Below are 15,388 nucleotides of genomic sequence, written 5' to 3'. Positions count from 1 at the left end.
CAGCGGTTAACGACAGGAAGCCCAGAACCCCATGAGCGACAGTCACTCCCCTCACGGCTTCGACCTGGTGCGCCGTGGGTACGAGCGCGCCCAGGTCGACGAGCGGATCACCAAGCTGGTGGCCGACCGCGACTCCGCGCTGACCAGGATCGGTGCGCTGGAGAAGCGCATCGAGGAGCTCCACCTGGAGACCCAGAGCGCCCAGGCCGCGGTCAGCGATGCCGAGCCGTCGTACGCCGGGCTCGGTGCCCGGGTCGAGAAGATCCTCCGCCTGGCCGAGGAGGAGGCGAAGGACCTGCGCGACGAGGCGCACCGCGCCGCCGAGCAGCACCGCGAGCTGGCCGAGGCCGCCGCCCAGCAGGTCCGCACCGAGGCGGAGAACTACGCCAAGGACCGCAAGGCGAAGGCCGAGGACGAGGGTCTGCGGATCGTCGACAAGGCCAAGAGCGACAGCGCCCAGCTGCGCGCCGAGGCCAACAAGGACGCGCAGAACAAGCGTGAGGAGGCGGACGCCCTCTTCGAGGAGACCCGCACCAAGGCCGCCCAGGCCGCGCTGGAGTTCGAGACCAACCTGGCCAAGCGCCGCGAGCAGTCCGAGCGCGACCTGGCGGCCCGTCAGGCCAAGGCCGAGAAGCGCCTGGCCGAGATCGAGCACCGGGCCGAGCAGCTCCGCCTGGAGGCCGAGAAGCTCCGCACCGACGCCGAGCGCCGCGCCCGCCAGACGGTGGAGACGGCCCAGCGCCAGTCCGAGGACATCGTGGCCGACGCGAACGCCAAGGCCGACCGGATCCGCAGCGAGTCCGAGCGCGAGCTGGCGGCGCTCACCAACCGCCGCGACTCGATCAACGCCCAGCTCACCAACGTGCGCGAGATGCTCGCCACGCTGACCGGCGCAGCCGTGGCCGCCGCCACCCTGCCCACGGACGACGCCCTCGGCGTCCCCGCCCAGCAGTCCCGCTGACCCCGGCTCAGTACGGGCCCGTACCCCTCCCGGGGGGGTACGGGCCCGTTCCTTTGCTGCACTGTAGGCAGGCGTTCTGGCATCTACGGTCAGGGGCTCGGGGCTCTGCTGATGTGCGGCTCCGCCGCGTGGGCGACGCCGGCCTCGCAAAAGGTGGTCGTCGCGTAGGTGGTCAGGCACTTTCGCAGTGATGCCCGCCGGCCACGAACCGTCGCCGTTCCCCGAGCCCCTGGACAGTGCAACCGGAGCGCCTGCCTAGAGCGCAGCCCCGAGCCCCTGGACCGTAGGCCCGGAGCCCCTGCGGCTAGCAGCGCCGCAGCAGCCCCCTGACGACCGCCGTGAAGCTCTCCGGCGCCTCCAGTGAACTCAGGTGGCCGACGCCGGGGATGACGGTCAGTTCGGCGTCGGGGAGGGTCTCGGCCATCAGCCTGGCCTCCGCCAGCGGCGTGAGTGCGTCGTGCTCGCCCACCACCACCGCCGCCGGCACCGCGAGGGTGGCCAGGGTGGCCAGCGAGTCGGGCCGGGCGGCCATCGCCCGCTGTGCCCAGGCGACCGCCTGCGGGGAGGCTTCGGCGATCATCGCCCGGACCCGGTCGGCCAGTTCGGGGTCGACGGCCGGGCCGAGCAGGCCGTCCTCGATCTTCTCCTCGGCCAGGATCCGGACGCTGTTCCTGGCCAGCACCGCCCCGGCGATCCGCTCCCGGTTGGCCCGGGCGGCGTCGCCGTCCACCACCGCCTTGGTGTCGGCGAGCAGCAGCCCGGCGATCCGTTCGGCATGCCGGCGGGCGAAGGCCATCGCCACGTACCCGCCCATCGACAGGCCGCCGATCACCGCCTGTTCGATGCCGAGTTCGTCCAGCACCGCCGCGACGTCGTCCGCGACCAGTTCGAGCGAGGGTGCGCCCTCGGCCGGGGCCGAGCCGCCGAAGCCGCGTTGGTCGGGCGTGATCACCAGGGCGACGTCCGCGAGCGACTCGGTCTGGGCCTGCCACATCCGGGCGGACAACGGGAAGGCGTGCAGCAGCACCAGTGGGGTACCTGTGCCATGCGCGGTGAAGGCGGGGAGTGTCATGCCTCCACCGTAGAGCGGCTCGCCGATCGGCCGAGGCAGCGCGCTGGCCTGTCCGAATTGTCATAATCTGACAGAGAGTAAGGAGCGCAGATGATCGAGCTGCACGAACTGACGAAACGTTACGGCGACACCCTGGCGGTGGACAGCCTGAGCTTTCAGGTGCCGCAGGGCATGGTCACCGGATTCCTCGGCCCGAACGGCGCGGGCAAGTCCACCACCATGCGGATGATCCTCGACCTGGACCGGCCGACCAGCGGCCGGGTCACCATCGACGGCAGACGGTACGGACAGCTGAGCGAGCCGCTCAAGTACATCGGCGCCCTGCTGGAGGCGAAGGCGGTGCACCCCGGCCGGACCGCCTACGACCACCTGCTCTGGCTGGCCCAGAGCAACCGCATCCCGCGCAAGCGGGTGGACGAGGTGCTCGCCCTGGTCGGGCTGAGCTCGGTGGCGAAGAAGCGCTCCCGGGGGTTCTCGCTCGGCATGGGCCAGCGGCTGGGCATCGCCTCCGCGCTGCTCGGTGACCCCGAGATCCTGATGTTCGACGAGCCGGTGAACGGGCTCGACCCCGAGGGCATCCTGTGGATCCGCAACCTGATGAAGGGTCTGGCCGCCGAGGGGCGCACGGTCTTCGTCTCCTCGCACCTGATGAGCGAGATGGCGCTGACCGCCGAGCACCTGGTGGTGATCGGGCAGGGCAAGCTGCTGGCCGACCTCTCGATGGCGGACTTCATCAAGCAGAACTCCCGTTCGGCGGTCCGGATCCGCACCCCGCACGTCGAACAGCTGCTGACCGCCCTGCACGGGGCCGGGCTGAACGCCGAGGCCGGCCCCGAGGGCTCGTACGAGATCGAGGACGGCGACCTGGCGCACATCGGTGAGCTGGCCGCCGCCCACGGGGTGACCCTGCACGAGCTGAGCCCGCAGCAGGCGTCCCTGGAAGAGGCGTTCATGCAGATGACGGCGGACTCCGTGCAGTACCACGCGGGCTCCGGAGCGGGCCCGGTGCCCGGGCAGGACGCCGCGGGCGCCTGGGGCGCCACCTGGCAGCCCCGGGACGCCGCCGCACCGGCCGCCGGAAAGGAGAACTGAGATGGCGTCATTCCCCGCCGTCCTGCAGTCCGAGTGGACCAAGATCCGCAGCGTCCGCTCCACGGTCTGGACCCTGGCCCTCACCTTCGTCATCACGCTCGGCATCGGCGCGTTGCTCTCGCTGCTCACCAAGAACAACTTCTCCGAGTTCGCCGGCGACGGCGACACCCCGTTCGACGCCACCGGGACGGCCTTCTCCGGCATCCTGCTGGGCGAGCTGGCGATCATCGTCTTCGGGGTGCTGGCGGTCGGCAACGAGTACAGCAGCGGCATGATCCGGGTCTCGCTGGCCGCCGTCCCGCAGCGGGCCACCCTGCTGCTCGGCAAGGCGTCCGTGCTCGGCGCGCTGGCCCTGGCGGTCTCGCTGTTCACCGCCTTCGTGACGTTCTTCGTCGGCCAGTCCCTGCTCGGCGACCACTCCACCACGATCGGCTCGCCGAACGTGCTCCGGGCGGTCTTCGGGGCGGCGCTCTACCTGACCATGCTCTGCCTGTTCTCGGCAGGGGTGACCGCCATGCTGCACAACCAGACCCTGGCGCTCGGGGTCCTGGTGCCGTTCTTCTTCCTGCTCTCGCCGATCCTCTCGGCGGTGCCGAAGGTGAAGACGCTGGCCCACTACTTCCCCGACTACGCGGGCTCCCGGATGATGCTGGTCTACGAGCAGAGCGGCCAGCCGTACGGCCCCTGGGCCGGCTTCTTCATCTGCCTGGCCTGGACGGTGGCCGCCATCCTCGGCGGCATCCTGGTGCTCAAGAAGCGCGACGCCTGAGACCGCGCACCGGGCCGGGGCGCACCGCTAGTAACGCGGTGCGCCCCGGCCCCGTTGCAGGTTGGAGGTGCGGCGCCCGCGGGCCGTCCAACAGGCCCGGTGCCAGTGCCTGCGGTCGTCGACGCCGCCCCGGTGGGCGGGCCAGGCGACCACGTGGCCGACGCCCGGGGGGATCTCCTGGTCGCAGCCCGGGCACCGGTAGTGCCGCCCGGCGGTGCCCGCCACGGTCTGCACCACCCAGTCCTCGCCGTCGTACTCCTCGGTCCGGCGGAGCGAGCCGCCGAGCGGGGTGGTGGCGGGCTCGTCGGCGGCGGTGGTGGTCCACTTCCGCTGCTGGTTACGACGGGGCGACACGTCTGCACCTCTCGGTGGGCTCTGACTGGTCGTTCCAGGGTAAGGGTGCCCGGCGGCGGAACCGGGCACTACCACGGGAGCCGGTGGGGGTGGCCGGTTTCCTCGGAGTTCCACCCGATCTTCGGTCAATTGGGCCGTTCCGCGTGCCATTGGCACATGACATCGGTTACTCAACGAGTGACAAGGCGGGGCTCGCAGACCCTGCGGCACCCGAGGAGGCCACCCGATGACCAAGACCAGTCCGCTGACCGGCAGTCAGGTCGACAGCTCGCCCACTGCCCCGGTCCGCAGAAACGTGCCGCTGCCGAGCGCCCGGCAACCCCCGGCCACCGACTCGATCCGGGTCGGTGCCTTCATGCTGTCCGCCCAGTTCCCCGGCCAGACCCACGCCGAGGCGCTCGAACGGACCGTCAGCGCCGCCGTCGCGGCCGAACGGGCCGGCCTGGACTCGGTCTGGCTCGCCGAGCACCACTTCGTCCCGTACGGGGTCTGCCCGAACGCGGCCACCCTGGCGGCCCTGCTGCTCGGCCGGACCAGGCGGATCGGCATCGGCACCGCCGTCAGCGTGCTCTCCACCACCCACCCGGTCGCGCTCGGCGAGCAGGCCGCGCTGCTGCACCTGACCTCGGGCGGGCGGTTCACCCTCGGGGTGGGGCGCGGCGGCCCGTGGATCGACCTGGACGTCTTCGGCACCGGGGTGGCCGCCTTCGAGGAGGGCTTCACCGAGCGGCTCGACCTGCTGCTGCGCTGGCTGCGCGGCTCCCGGGTGGGCGCGGACGGGCCGCAGTTCAGCTTCCCCGAGGTGGCGGTGGTGCCCCGGGCCGACAGCCGGCCGGAGCCGCCCAGGCCGGAGCTGGCGGGCTGGCTGGAGGGGCGCGGCATGCTGCACCGGTTCCCCCGGCAGCGGCCGGCCGGTGCGCCGTCGGCCGAGGCGGCCGGGCCGCCGGTGGTGGTCGCCTGCACCTCGCCCGGCGGGGTCCGCACCGCCGCCGAGCGCGGTCTGCCGATGCTGCTCGGGATGCACTCGGGCGACGAGGACAAGGTGCAGATGCTGGCCGCCTACCGGGCCGCCTGGCGGGCCTGTGGCCGGGGCGAGGAGCAGCTCGCCCGGGTCGAGCGGGAGCACCTGGCGGCCGGGGTGGTGCAGGTCGCCGACCGGACCTCGGAGGCCAGGGCCAGGCTGCTCGGCGCGATGCCCGGCTGGTTCGAGTACGGGCTCGGCGCGCACCGCACGGTGGACGGCCGGGAGCGCCGGATGCGCGACCCGCGCGAGTACACCGAGCTGCTCTGCGACCTGCACGCGGTGGGCACCCCCCGGCAGTGCGCGGACCGGTTGCTGGCCACCGCCGAGCGGACCGGGCTGCGGCGGTTCGCGCTGCTCGCCGAAGGGTCGGGCGAGCACGCCGCGACCATGGACAACATCGCCCGGCTCGGCTCCGAGGTACTCCCGCAACTGGGCTGAGCAGGCCGAAGGGCCGCCCCCGGGCACTCCGGGGGCGGCCCTTCGGCCTGCTCAGCAGTCGCGCAGCTCGTCCGACTGGTTGAGCAGCTGGGCCCGGACCGAGGTGAAGCGGGCGTACCGCTCCTCGGTCGACTCGGCGGGCGCGAAGACCGCGACCCGGTGGCAGTTCTGGAACGCCAACCGGACCCCGAAGTGCCGCTGCAGGGCACCCCGGATCGCGTCGCTGGCCATCGCGCGCAGCAGCTGGCCGCGGGCCTGCTCGCTGGGCGGCGGTACCTGGTTGTCGGCGAAGTCGGTGCCGTCGACCTTGACCTGGGCAACCAGGGAGCTGATCAGCTCCCAGGCGTACGGGAGGGAGGTGCGGACGCAGTCGACGAACTCCCTCTCGTCGACCTCCCCTCTCTCGGCCTTCTCCAGCAGGGCTGGTGAGACGTCGAGCGACATGGGTTCTCCTCTCGCGGTCCACCCTGGCGTGGACCGCCGGGTGGTCTTGCCGTGTCCGTGGTGCGGGTGGTTCCGTTCTGTGCTGTTCCTGCGTGGTTCCGGTGGTGCCGCGTTTCCTGGGTCGTGCTCGCCGTGAAGGTGGCGGTACGGTGCCGTGGGTGGCCGTGGATTCGGGCCGGGCTGACGCCGGCTCAGGGCATGCCTGATGCCCCCGCGCCCGGCTGCGGGCAGCACGAAGCGCGGCACACCGGTGCCGTGACGGTGACGCGGGTGGAGCGACGACCGCTCACCACAGCGTGACAGTCCGGGTTCAGTGCGGCTGGCGAATCCGCCGTTTTGTTCGGCATTCACCGGCTGGTCGGCCAGATTGGCCGGATCCCGTCGGATCGTTCATCGAAGTTCTCCGTCCCCGTTGAGTGGAGCCCGACGCCCGGACAGTCAACTGCCGTAGTGGCAAAGGCGAGGAGCTCCGACTCCATGGTTCGCCGTCTCCGCGGGTTCATCACCCGGCTGTCGCGGTTTCGCATCAACTGGCCCCGCTGGGCTAGCGTGGTCGACCATGCGTCTTGTCATTGCCCGTTGCTCGGTCGACTATGCCGGTCGGCTCTCCGCCCACCTGCCCTCCGCCACCCGTCTGATCCTGGTGAAGGCCGACGGCAGCGTCAGCGTTCACGCCGACGACCGCGCCTACAAGCCCCTGAACTGGATGTCGCCGCCCTGCTCGCTGAAGCAGGCCGACGGCACCTGGACGGTGACCAACAAGGCCGGCGAGAAGCTGATCATCACGCTGGAGGAGGTGCTGCACGACTCCTCGCACGAGCTCGGGGTCGACCCCGGTCTGGTGAAGGACGGCGTGGAGGCCCACCTGCAGGAACTGCTGGCGGACCGGATGGAGGTGCTCGGCGCCGGCTGGACGCTGGTCCGCCGCGAGTACCCCACCGCGATCGGCCCGGTGGACATCCTGTGCCGGGACGCGGACGGCGCCACCGTGGCGATCGAGATCAAGCGGCGCGGCGAGATCGACGGCGTCGAGCAGCTCACCCGCTACCTGGAGCTGCTCAACCGCGACCCGCTGCTGGCCCCGGTGAAGGGCGTCTTCGCCGCCCAGGAGATCAAGCCGCAGGCCCGCGTGCTGGCCACCGACCGCGGCATCGGCTGCGTGGTGCTCGACTACGACGAGCTGCGCGGCATCGACGACGACAAGCTCAAGCTGTTCTGAGCCGCTAGGGGGACGGGCTCGGCGAGGCCGACGGGCTCGCCGACGGGCTCGGGGGCGTACTGGAGGCCGGGGGCGAGGGCGGCGTGCTGGTCGGCGGGGCGGGCGGGGTGCCCGGCTGGGTGGCCGGTGGCTGGACCGGCGGCCGCGAGCTGGCCGGCCCGCTCTCGGACCGGCCGGCCGAGGGCTTGCGCGAGGTGCGCGAGCTGCTCGGGGTCGGGCTCGGCGACTCCGACGGCTCGGCCGACGGGGTCGGGGTGGCGGACGGGCTGGGCGAGGCACTGTCCGTCCCGAGGTTGAGGTCCCCGGCGTAGCCGCCCTCGTTCGCGGGGCCGCTGTGGCCGGGCGTGCCGGAGTCCGTCCTGGCCAGGCTGAAGCCGACCGCCGTACCGAGCACCCCGAGCGCCAGCACGGCGGCCGAGGCCGCCAGTACGGTCCGGCGGGTGCCGCCGGTGGCCCCGGGGGTGGTCCGGAACCGGAACGGGACCTGGGCCGCGATCGCCCGGATGACGGGCCGTCGCCCGGCCGGGGCCGGTTCGGCCCCCGCCAGGGCCCGGCCGGTGTCGGCGCGCAGCAGCTCCAGCATCCGGCGGGCGGCTGCGGTGCCGCGCGGCTGGCCGAGCGCGGCCCGCAGCGCGATCGCCGCCTCCAGTGCGGCGGCGGCCTGCGGCGCCGAACCGGTGCAGAGCGCGAACACCCCCAACTCGTGGTGGAACCAGGCCTCCTCGGCCGACGCCCCGACCGCCCGGGCGGCCTCCAGGCCGATCCGCAGCACCTGCTCCCAGGCACCCCAGCGCAGCGAGAGCGCCAGCGCGGGCGCGGCGGCCGTGGCCAGCTGCAGCACCTGCTCGGGCCGGTCGGCGGCCCGGTCGGCCAGCAGGGCCCCGATCACCACCTCGGCCTCGGCGGCGATCTGCGCCGGGCTGACCGAGCCGTGCCCGACCCACCAGGAGAAGTGCTGGGCGGCGCCGTACGCGATCTCGCCGGGCGGCCAGTGCTCGCCGAGCGCGTCCAGCACCCCGTCGGTCAGCCGGTGGTGGCCGCCGATCGAGATCGCCAGCCCACAGTCCGTCAGCTCGTGCAGGGCACTCTCGCCCAGGCCGACGTCGATCAGCGCCGGCAGGTGCGGCGCGGTCGGGCACTCGCCGCCGAGCGCCAGTGCCAGGCGCAGCACCGCCCGGGCCGGTTCGGACAGCCCGGCCGCCAGCCGGACCGCCGGCGCGGCGGTCTCCGCCACTGAGGGCAGCGGCACCGAGCGGCGCAGCTCGGCCTCCAGCACGGCCGGGTCGTCCGGCTCGTCGATCTCCTTGACCAGTCCGAAGACCCGGCTGCGGTCCTCGTGCGCGGCCACCAGGGTGTCCACCTGCGCGTCCCGCTGCCGGAGCAGCGCGGCCGCCTGTACGAAGCGCAGCGGCAGGCCCTCCGACTCGAACCAGAGGTCGACCGCCCAGGCCCGCTCGGTCTCGTCCAGCTGACGACCGGCCAGCCGGCCGATCAGCGCCAAGCTGGCGGGCCGGGACAGCCCGGCCACCAGCTGGTCCTCCAGCCGGGAGCCCGGCTTCAGCTGCGGGCTGCCGGGGGCCACCGAGACCAGGAACGCGCAGTCCGGCGCGGTGGCCAGCAGCTGCTCCAGCTCGGAGCCGTCCAGCTCGACGTCGTCGATCGCCACCACGGCGCCCAACCGGGCCAGCAGCTGCCGCAGTTGGTACTGGTCGGGGTGGAACGGCGGGGCCTGGTGGGTGGCCGCGTACAGCTCCTGCAGGAGGTCCTGGGCGGTCCTGCGGTGGCCGCTGAGCCGGACCACGCCGTCCGGGGCGAGCTCACCGGCCGCGTCGGCCACCGCGGCCAGCAGCGCGCTGCGGCCGGCCCCGGCCTGACCCACCAGCCGGATCGACCGGCCCTCGGCGAGCAGGCCGAGCAGCTGGGCGACGTCCGCCTCGCGGTCGAGCAGCGGCAGGTCGGCCGCCGCACTGCCCAGCGCCAGCGGGCCGACGGCCGGGCTGGGTCCGAGCGCGGCCACCGTACGGCCGCCGGGGGCGACCGAGATCCGGCGCGGCTCGGGCCGCCAGTCGTCCGGGCAGCGCAGTGCCTCGGATCCGTCCGGACTGCCGACGGAGAGCAGCAGTTCACCGCTGACCAGGTCCCCGGTCCGGAGCCGCAGCGGCTCCTGCCCGAGCTCACCGGGTGGCTGTCCCACGATCTCGCTCCGCCCTCATTCGGCCGATTGTCTGACCGGAGACTAGAGCAGCACTGCCCCGTTGCACTATCCAGGGCCCTGCCGACGACCGCTCAGCTGGTGGCGCCGAGCGGGAGGGTGCTGCCGAACGGATCCGGCACGGCGCCCTCGACCGCCAGGATGCGGTGCAGCCGGGTGGCCACCAGCAGGCGCTGGAGCTGGGCCGGAACGGAGCGCAGCACCAGCCGGCGGCCGAGCCGGCCGGCCCGGCGGTGGGTGCCCATGATGACGCCGAGCCCGGTGGCGTCCCAGAACTCCAGACCGCCGAGGTCGAGCACCAGGTCGCCCTGGCCGCCGTCGACCGCCTGGTGCAGCAGGGCACGGGCGTCGGCGGCGCTGCGCACGTCGAGGCGGCCCTGAATGGCCATGCCGCGGTGGTCGCCGATGATGCGCATGCTCTCCTCCTTCGCCGGTCGTGTCGGTACGGCCGGAACCGGACTCCCCTCCATCATCTGACGGTGGATCAGCCGATCAGGTTGCTGGCCGCCACCAGATCCGAGGTAACTTCACCCGTCCGATGGAATAGAGGGAATATACGCAGTCGGGCTCCACACGTACGCTCGATTCCCACCCAAATCACCCGTCCGGGGCGGAGTCGTGAGCAAGCTCACCCACGACCCCGCCACCGACCGCTACTTCCCGTACGGGTAGAAGCCCTGACCGCTCTTGCGGCCCAGGTCGCCGGCGGTCACCATCCGGGCCATGATCTCGGGCGCCGCGAACTTCTCGTCCTGGGTCTCGGCGTAGATGTTGCGGGCCGCGTGCAGCAGGATGTCGACCCCGGTCAGGTCGGCGGTCTGCAGCGGGCCCATCGGGTGCCCGAAGCCCAGCCGGCAGGCGGTGTCGATGTCCTCGGCGCTGGCCACGCCCGACTCGTAGAGCTTGGCCGCCTCCACCACCAGCGCGGTGATCAGACGGGTCGTCACGAAACCGGCCACGTCGCGGTTGACCACCACGACCTCCTTGCCGACACCCTCGGCGAAGGCCCGGGCGGTGGCCAGCGTGGCGTCGCTGGTCTTGTAGCCGCGGACCAGCTCGACCAGCTTCATCAGCGGCACCGGCGAGAAGAAGTGCACGCCGACCACGGACTCCGGCCGCCCGGTGGCGGCGGCGATCCGGGTGATCGGGATGGCCGAGGTGTTGGAGGCCAGCACCGCACCGTCCTTGGCCAGCTTGTCCAGCTCGCGGAAGACCGCTTCCTTGACGTCGAGCTGCTCGAAGACCGCCTCGACCACGATGTCCGCGTCGGCCACCGCACCCAGGTCGGTGGTGGTGGTGATCCGGCCGAGCGCCGCCTCGGCCTGGTCGGCCGTCAGCTTGCCCTTGGAGACGAACTTCTCGTACGAGGCCCGGATGCCGTCCACCCCGCGCTGCAGCGCGGCCTCGGTGACGTCCCGCAGCACCACCTGGTGCCCGGCCTGCGCGGAGACCTGCGCGATGCCCGCGCCCATCAGCCCGGCACCGATCACGGCGATCCGCTGGCTGGCTACGTTGCTCATGGCTACCCCTAAGCTCCTGAAGGCGGCTCAGGGCAGGGATCACCCGCCGGAGCCGCGCCGCTCACGCGCCGGACTCTAGTGCCAGCGGGGGGCCCGTGGTGCGATCGACGGGTGTGACGCTGCTGACGTGCCCACATCGGCCCCGGCCGTCACTGCGCCACCAGTCCCAAGTCCTGTGCCAGGATCGCCGCCTGGACCCGGCTGCGCAGCTCCAGCTTGGCCAGGATCCGGCTGACGTGGGTCTTGGTGGTCGCCTCTGCCATCGCCAGCCGTTCGGCGATCTCCCCGTTCGACAGCCCGCCGCCCAGACAGGCCAGCACCTCCCGCTCGCGCGGGGTGAGCGCCTCCACCGCGGCCCGGGCCTTCGGCTGGTCGGGGCGCCCGGGCCGGGCGAAGGTACCGATCAGCCGGCGGGTCACCGAGGGCGCCAGTATCCCGTCGCCCCGGGCCACCGTGTGGACGCCCTCGATCAGGGCGTCCGCCTCCACGTCCTTGAGCAGGAAGCCGGCCGCCCCGGCCCGCAGCGCGCCGTAGACGTACTCGTCCAGGTCGAAGGTGGTCAGCATGAGCACCTGCCCGGCACCCGCCTCGACCACCTGCCGGGCCGCCGCCACCCCGTCCAGCCGGGGCATCTGAACGTCCATCAGCACCACGTCGGGCCGCAGCTCCAGCGCCAGCCGGACGGCCTGCTCGCCGTCGCCCGCCTCGCCGACCACCGCCAGCCCCGGGTCCGAGCGCAGGATCAGCACCAGCGCGGCCCGGACCGCCGCCTGGTCCTCCGCCACCACTACCCGGATCATGCCGTCTCCTTCGTCCTCGGCTCGCGCGGCAGCAGCGCCCGCACCCGCCAGCAAGCGTCCTCGGGCCCGGCCGTGAAGCTGCCGCCGAGCAGGCCGGCCCGCTCCGCCATCCCGACCGTCCCGGCCCCGGCGCCGGGCAGCGAGCGCCCCTCCCCCGGCCGGTACGGGCTGTCCACCGCGATCGCCAACTCCTGCTCCCCGTAGGTCAGCCGGACCCGCACCGGGCCCGGGGCGGCGTGCTTGAGCGCGTTGGTCAGCGACTCCTGGACGATCCGGTAGGCCGCCAGCTCCACCGGCGCGGACAGTTCCCCGCGCTCGCCCTGTTCGGCCAGCTCGAAGGCCAGCCCGGCCGCCCGGCCGCTCTCCGCCGCGGTGGCCAGCAGGCTGTCCAGCGCGTCCAGCCGGGGCGCCGCGAAGGTCTCCTCGTCGCCGGCCCTGAGCAGCCCGATCATCCGCCGCATCTCGGTCAGCCCCTGCACGCTGTTCTCCCGGATCACCGCCATCGCGACCAGCAGCGGATCGTCCGGCGCGCGGTCCTGACGCCGCGCCAGGGACTGCGCACCGGTGGCGTGGATCGCGATCGCGGAGAGGTGGTTGGCCACCACGTCGTGCAGCTCCCGGGCCATCCTGGCCCGCTCCGCGACCACCGCGGCCCGCCGGTCCAACTCGGCCAGCAGCGCGGTCTGCTCGGCCCGCAGCCGCTCGGTCTCGGCCTGGTCCCGGTGCTTGCGGACCAGGTCGGCGGTCCACACCGGGCCCAGGAAGATCAGCGCGCACAGCACCGCCGCCAGCAGACCGCCGGACACCGAGCCGTACACCGCGGCCAGCGAGCTGAGCACCACGGTGGAGAAGATCCCGGTCAGGTGCAGGACCCGGGACATCCGGGGCGAGCCGTAGAGCACCGCCGCGTACAGCAGGTCGGTGTACATCAGCATCGAGGCGATCAGCGAGCCCGCGAACACCGTGCCGACCAGGATCAGCCCGCCCAGGCTCACCGTCCAGACCGGCTTGGTCCGGCGGAACAGCTCCAGCCCCGCGGTCGCCACCAGCGGCAGCGCCACCACCCAGCCGGGGATGGTGTCGGCGCGGTCGTACGCACCGAAGGCGATCAGCAGCAGCCCGCCGAGCAGACCGAGCACCGCGATCGCCCGGTCCTCCTGGCGCGGGGCGAGATCGAAGGAGAGCACGCCCCATCTCATCACCCCGCGGCCGGTCCGGATGCCGACCGTGCGGAGGAGGGGGCTACATCGAAAGGTGCACGGACGGTTCGGCAGTACCGACGACGCCCCGGGCCACCGGGTGCGGAAGGCTGGAGGACATCACCGAGCCGGAGGAAATCCCATGATCGTCACACTCGTCCTGGCCGGCGAGATCGGCTTCTGGGTGGTGCTCGTCCTCGCCCTGACCGCCCGCTACCTGCTCCGGTGGCGCGCCGTCAGCTCCGTCCTGCTGCTCGGCCTGCCGCTGATCGACCTGGCGATCCTGGTCCTCACCGTGCTCGACCTCCGGCGCGGCACCGTGGCGACCCTGGCGCACGGCCTGGCCGCCGCGTACGTCGGCTTCTCGGTGGCGTACGGGCACTACCTGGTCGGCTGGGCCGACGGGCACGTCCGGCACCGCTTCGCCGGGGGCCCGAAGCCGGCCGGAGCCCCCCGGTACGGCGCCGCCCGGGCCCGGCACGAATGGCTGATGTTCGCCCGCACCACCCTGGCGGCCGGCCTCACCGTCGCCCTGATCGCCGCGATGACCTGGCTGACCGACGCCCCGGACCGGACCGCGGCGCTCGGCGGCTGGTACGGGCCGATGGGCTGGGTGCTGGCGATCAGCCTGGTGATCGCGGGGAGCTACACGCTCTTCCCGAAGAAGGATCCGGCCGGCCGCTGACCGTCCGTCAGCGGTTCTCGCCCGGCACCCAGAGCACGTCGCCGCGCTCCTTGTTGGCGGCCCGGGCCAGGATGAAGAGCAGGTCGGAGAGCCGGTTGAGGTACTTGGCGGTGAGCGGGTTGACGCTGTCGCCGTGCTCCTCGATCGCCGCCCAGGTGGCCCGCTCGGCCCGGCGGACCACGGTGCAGGCCAGGTGCAGGTGGGCGGCGCCGACGGTGCCGCCCGGGAGGATGAAGCTGCGCAGCTTCTCCAGCTGCTCCAGGTAGTGGTCGCAGTCGCTCTCCAGCCGGTCCACGTAGGACTGCAGCACCCGCAGCGGCGGGTACTTCGGGTCCTCCACCACCGGGGTGGCCAGATCGGCGCCGACGTCGAACAGGTCGTTCTGGATCCGCACCAGCACCGTCACGACGTCCTCGGCCAGCGCACCGGCGGCCAGCGCCACGCCGATCGCGGCGTTGGCCTCGTTGGTGTCGGCGTAGGCGACCAGCCGGGGATCGGTCTTGCTGGTGCGGCTCATGTCACCGAGCGCGGTGGTGCCGTCATCGCCGGTACGGGTGTAGATGCGCGTGAGGTTGACCATGGGCCGCAGCCTAGCGCCTCGGTTAGAGCGCGTTAACGGGGCGCCTCGGCTCAGTGGTGGTGCATCTCCGCGACGCAGAGCAGGTTGCCCTCACTGTCCTTGCAGTACGCCGCCGCTCCGCCGTCCCAGGACACCATGCCGTCGACGGTCTTGAACTCCGGCATGTCGTACTCCTCGAACACCACCCCGTGCCCGCGCATCTCGGCCATCTCGGCCTTCAGGTCGGAGACCTCGAAGCTGACCTGGGTGTGCCCGCCCCGCTCGGTGATCGGCGTCGGGAAGAGCAGGAACTCGCCGCCGGGCGTCTTGTACAGCGCCCCGCCGTCCATCTCCTCGGCCGGAGTCATCCCCAGCTTGTCCCGGTACCACTGCTCGGCCCGGCCCAGGTCGGTCACCGGCAGGGTGGTGTGGATGGTCGCTTGCGTCAACATGGTCCCAGCTCCCTCGGACGAGAGGACCCTGAATCCAGTGTGGCGCGATCGGGGGCGGGTCGCCCCCTAGGCGACGTTCACCCGCTGGCCGGGCGGCGCCGCCTCCAGCCAGGCCAGGAAGCCGGTCAGGGCGTCGTCGCTCATCGCGAGTTCCAGCGGGACACCGTTGTGCAGACAGCGCAGCACCACCGAGCCGGAGAGCAGGGCGAGCTCCTCCTGGCCCTCGGGGTAGCGGCGGCCGAGCACCTCGATCTCCCGGCGCGGCAGCACCCGGCGCGGGCGGGGGGCGTAGCTGAAGACCCGGAACCACTCGATCGAGTCACCGCTGTAACGGCCGATACCAAAAACCCACCCCTTGCCGTCGGTCACCGGGACCGGGGCTGAGGTGGGCTCGCCGTTGCTGTCGAGATCGGGCTGCGTGGAGGCGTCGGCCGGCATTTTGAGCCGGTAACTGCAGTCGAAGGTACCGCCTACTCGCTGGATCACCCGGCGGCGTACCGCGAAGACCACCAGACCCAGCACGCAGAGCGCCACGACCGCCGCGCACACCACAAGGGCGAGGACCATGCTCACCGACCTCCTCGCTAC

Annotated in this window: 17 protein-coding genes; 6 read left to right on the top strand and 11 right to left on the bottom strand. The window is 72.8% G+C overall.

The window, feature by feature from the left end:
- Positions 1 to 31: 31 nt before the first annotated feature.
- Positions 32 to 961 (top strand): cellulose-binding protein, encoded by a 930-nt coding sequence (locus tag OHV05_RS22370; protein ID WP_350663884.1) that lies wholly within the window; start codon positions 32 to 34, stop codon positions 959 to 961.
- 304 nt (positions 962 to 1,265) lie between these two features.
- Here OHV05_RS22370 and OHV05_RS22365 read toward each other — a convergent pair whose 3' ends face one another.
- Positions 1,266 to 2,033 carry an alpha/beta fold hydrolase gene (locus tag OHV05_RS22365; protein WP_405019239.1) on the bottom strand — a complete coding sequence of 256 codons (768 nt, stop codon included), beginning with the start codon at positions 2,031 to 2,033 and terminating at the stop codon, positions 1,266 to 1,268.
- Between the two features lie 90 nt (positions 2,034 to 2,123).
- Here OHV05_RS22365 and OHV05_RS22360 point away from each other — a divergent pair, with 90 nt between their 5' ends.
- A complete protein-coding gene (locus OHV05_RS22360) occupies positions 2,124 to 3,125 on the top strand; it encodes an ABC transporter ATP-binding protein (protein WP_405019238.1) in 1,002 nt (333 codons plus the stop codon).
- A gap of 1 nt (position 3,126) precedes the next feature.
- Complete coding sequence (locus OHV05_RS22355; RefSeq protein WP_405019237.1) at positions 3,127 to 3,894, top strand: ABC transporter permease subunit; 768 nt, start codon at positions 3,127 to 3,129, stop codon at positions 3,892 to 3,894.
- Between the two features lie 27 nt (positions 3,895 to 3,921).
- On the opposite strand, the gene OHV05_RS22350 is transcribed toward OHV05_RS22355, so the two are convergent.
- Positions 3,922 to 4,248 carry an ATP/GTP-binding protein gene (locus tag OHV05_RS22350; RefSeq protein WP_405019236.1) on the bottom strand — a complete coding sequence of 109 codons (327 nt, stop codon included), beginning with the start codon at positions 4,246 to 4,248 and terminating at the stop codon, positions 3,922 to 3,924.
- A 337-nt stretch (positions 4,249 to 4,585) separates the two neighbouring features.
- Here OHV05_RS22350 and OHV05_RS22345 point away from each other — a divergent pair, with 337 nt between their 5' ends.
- Positions 4,586 to 5,710, top strand: coding sequence for an LLM class flavin-dependent oxidoreductase (locus OHV05_RS22345; protein WP_405021519.1), 1,125 nt, complete (start codon positions 4,586 to 4,588; stop codon positions 5,708 to 5,710).
- 51 nt (positions 5,711 to 5,761) lie between these two features.
- Here OHV05_RS22345 and OHV05_RS22340 read toward each other — a convergent pair whose 3' ends face one another.
- Positions 5,762 to 6,154, bottom strand: a complete 393-nt coding sequence (locus OHV05_RS22340; protein ID WP_403035041.1) for an SCO5389 family protein — start codon at positions 6,152 to 6,154, stop codon at positions 5,762 to 5,764.
- Between the two features lie 559 nt (positions 6,155 to 6,713).
- Between OHV05_RS22340 and nucS the strand changes: the two genes are divergently transcribed.
- The gene (nucS, locus tag OHV05_RS22335) at positions 6,714 to 7,373 is read left to right on the top strand and encodes an endonuclease NucS (protein WP_403035038.1); all 660 of its coding nucleotides are present in this window, start codon (positions 6,714 to 6,716) and stop codon (positions 7,371 to 7,373) included.
- Positions 7,374 to 7,377: 4 nt separating this feature from the next.
- On the opposite strand, the gene OHV05_RS22330 is transcribed toward nucS, so the two are convergent.
- The 5 genes from OHV05_RS22330 to OHV05_RS22310 form a co-directional block, all read right to left on the bottom strand.
- Entirely contained in the window at positions 7,378 to 9,567 is a 2,190-nt protein-coding gene (locus OHV05_RS22330; RefSeq protein ID WP_405019235.1) for an ATP-binding protein, read from the bottom strand.
- Positions 9,568 to 9,659: 92 nt separating this feature from the next.
- Positions 9,660 to 10,001: an STAS domain-containing protein gene (locus OHV05_RS22325; protein WP_403035032.1), complete on the bottom strand. Its 342-nt coding sequence runs from the start codon at positions 9,999 to 10,001 to the stop codon at positions 9,660 to 9,662.
- 237 nt (positions 10,002 to 10,238) lie between these two features.
- Positions 10,239 to 11,105, bottom strand: a complete 867-nt coding sequence (locus OHV05_RS22320) for a 3-hydroxyacyl-CoA dehydrogenase family protein (protein ID WP_403035029.1) — start codon at positions 11,103 to 11,105, stop codon at positions 10,239 to 10,241.
- 149 nt (positions 11,106 to 11,254) lie between these two features.
- Entirely contained in the window at positions 11,255 to 11,905 is a 651-nt protein-coding gene (locus OHV05_RS22315) for a response regulator (protein ID WP_405019234.1), read from the bottom strand.
- Positions 11,902 to 13,092 (bottom strand): sensor histidine kinase, encoded by a 1,191-nt coding sequence (locus OHV05_RS22310; protein ID WP_405019233.1) that lies wholly within the window; start codon positions 13,090 to 13,092, stop codon positions 11,902 to 11,904. Before OHV05_RS22310 ends, OHV05_RS22315 begins: the two co-directional genes overlap by 4 nt.
- A gap of 154 nt (positions 13,093 to 13,246) precedes the next feature.
- On the opposite strand from OHV05_RS22310, the gene OHV05_RS22305 reads away from it, so the two are divergent.
- A complete protein-coding gene (locus OHV05_RS22305) occupies positions 13,247 to 13,789 on the top strand; it encodes a hypothetical protein (protein ID WP_405019232.1) in 543 nt (180 codons plus the stop codon).
- Positions 13,790 to 13,796: 7 nt separating this feature from the next.
- On the opposite strand, the gene OHV05_RS22300 is transcribed toward OHV05_RS22305, so the two are convergent.
- From OHV05_RS22300 to OHV05_RS22290, 3 genes are all read right to left on the bottom strand, one after another.
- Positions 13,797 to 14,369: a cob(I)yrinic acid a,c-diamide adenosyltransferase gene (locus OHV05_RS22300; RefSeq protein ID WP_403035017.1), complete on the bottom strand. Its 573-nt coding sequence runs from the start codon at positions 14,367 to 14,369 to the stop codon at positions 13,797 to 13,799.
- Positions 14,370 to 14,419: 50 nt separating this feature from the next.
- Positions 14,420 to 14,800 (bottom strand): VOC family protein, encoded by a 381-nt coding sequence (locus OHV05_RS22295; protein ID WP_403035014.1) that lies wholly within the window; start codon positions 14,798 to 14,800, stop codon positions 14,420 to 14,422.
- A gap of 66 nt (positions 14,801 to 14,866) precedes the next feature.
- Positions 14,867 to 15,367, bottom strand: a complete 501-nt coding sequence (locus tag OHV05_RS22290; protein ID WP_403035011.1) for a DUF2550 domain-containing protein — start codon at positions 15,365 to 15,367, stop codon at positions 14,867 to 14,869.
- Positions 15,368 to 15,388: the final 21 nt, after the last annotated feature.

It is taken from the genome of Kitasatospora sp. NBC_00070 (genome assembly GCF_045041205.1).
Lineage (GTDB): Bacteria > Actinomycetota > Actinomycetes > Streptomycetales > Streptomycetaceae > Kitasatospora.
This window is presented reverse-complemented; position numbering and strand designations above follow the sequence as displayed.

Coding starts and splice junctions, on each gene's coding strand:
- OHV05_RS22370 (WP_350663884.1), top strand. CDS start 32: ATGAGCGACAGTCACTCCCCTCACGGCTTCGACCTGGTGCGCCGTGGG.
- OHV05_RS22365 (WP_405019239.1), bottom strand. CDS start 2,033: ATGACACTCCCCGCCTTCACCGCGCATGGCACAGGTACCCCACTGGTG.
- OHV05_RS22360 (WP_405019238.1), top strand. CDS start 2,124: ATGATCGAGCTGCACGAACTGACGAAACGTTACGGCGACACCCTGGCG.
- OHV05_RS22355 (WP_405019237.1), top strand. CDS start 3,127: ATGGCGTCATTCCCCGCCGTCCTGCAGTCCGAGTGGACCAAGATCCGC.
- OHV05_RS22340 (WP_403035041.1), bottom strand. CDS start 6,154: ATGTCGCTCGACGTCTCACCAGCCCTGCTGGAGAAGGCCGAGAGAGGG.
- nucS (WP_403035038.1), top strand. CDS start 6,714: ATGCGTCTTGTCATTGCCCGTTGCTCGGTCGACTATGCCGGTCGGCTC.
- OHV05_RS22325 (WP_403035032.1), bottom strand. CDS start 10,001: ATGCGCATCATCGGCGACCACCGCGGCATGGCCATTCAGGGCCGCCTC.
- OHV05_RS22320 (WP_403035029.1), bottom strand. CDS start 11,105: ATGAGCAACGTAGCCAGCCAGCGGATCGCCGTGATCGGTGCCGGGCTG.
- OHV05_RS22315 (WP_405019234.1), bottom strand. CDS start 11,905: ATGATCCGGGTAGTGGTGGCGGAGGACCAGGCGGCGGTCCGGGCCGCG.
- OHV05_RS22305 (WP_405019232.1), top strand. CDS start 13,247: ATGATCGTCACACTCGTCCTGGCCGGCGAGATCGGCTTCTGGGTGGTG.
- OHV05_RS22300 (WP_403035017.1), bottom strand. CDS start 14,369: ATGGTCAACCTCACGCGCATCTACACCCGTACCGGCGATGACGGCACC.
- OHV05_RS22295 (WP_403035014.1), bottom strand. CDS start 14,800: ATGTTGACGCAAGCGACCATCCACACCACCCTGCCGGTGACCGACCTG.
- OHV05_RS22290 (WP_403035011.1), bottom strand. CDS start 15,367: ATGGTCCTCGCCCTTGTGGTGTGCGCGGCGGTCGTGGCGCTCTGCGTG.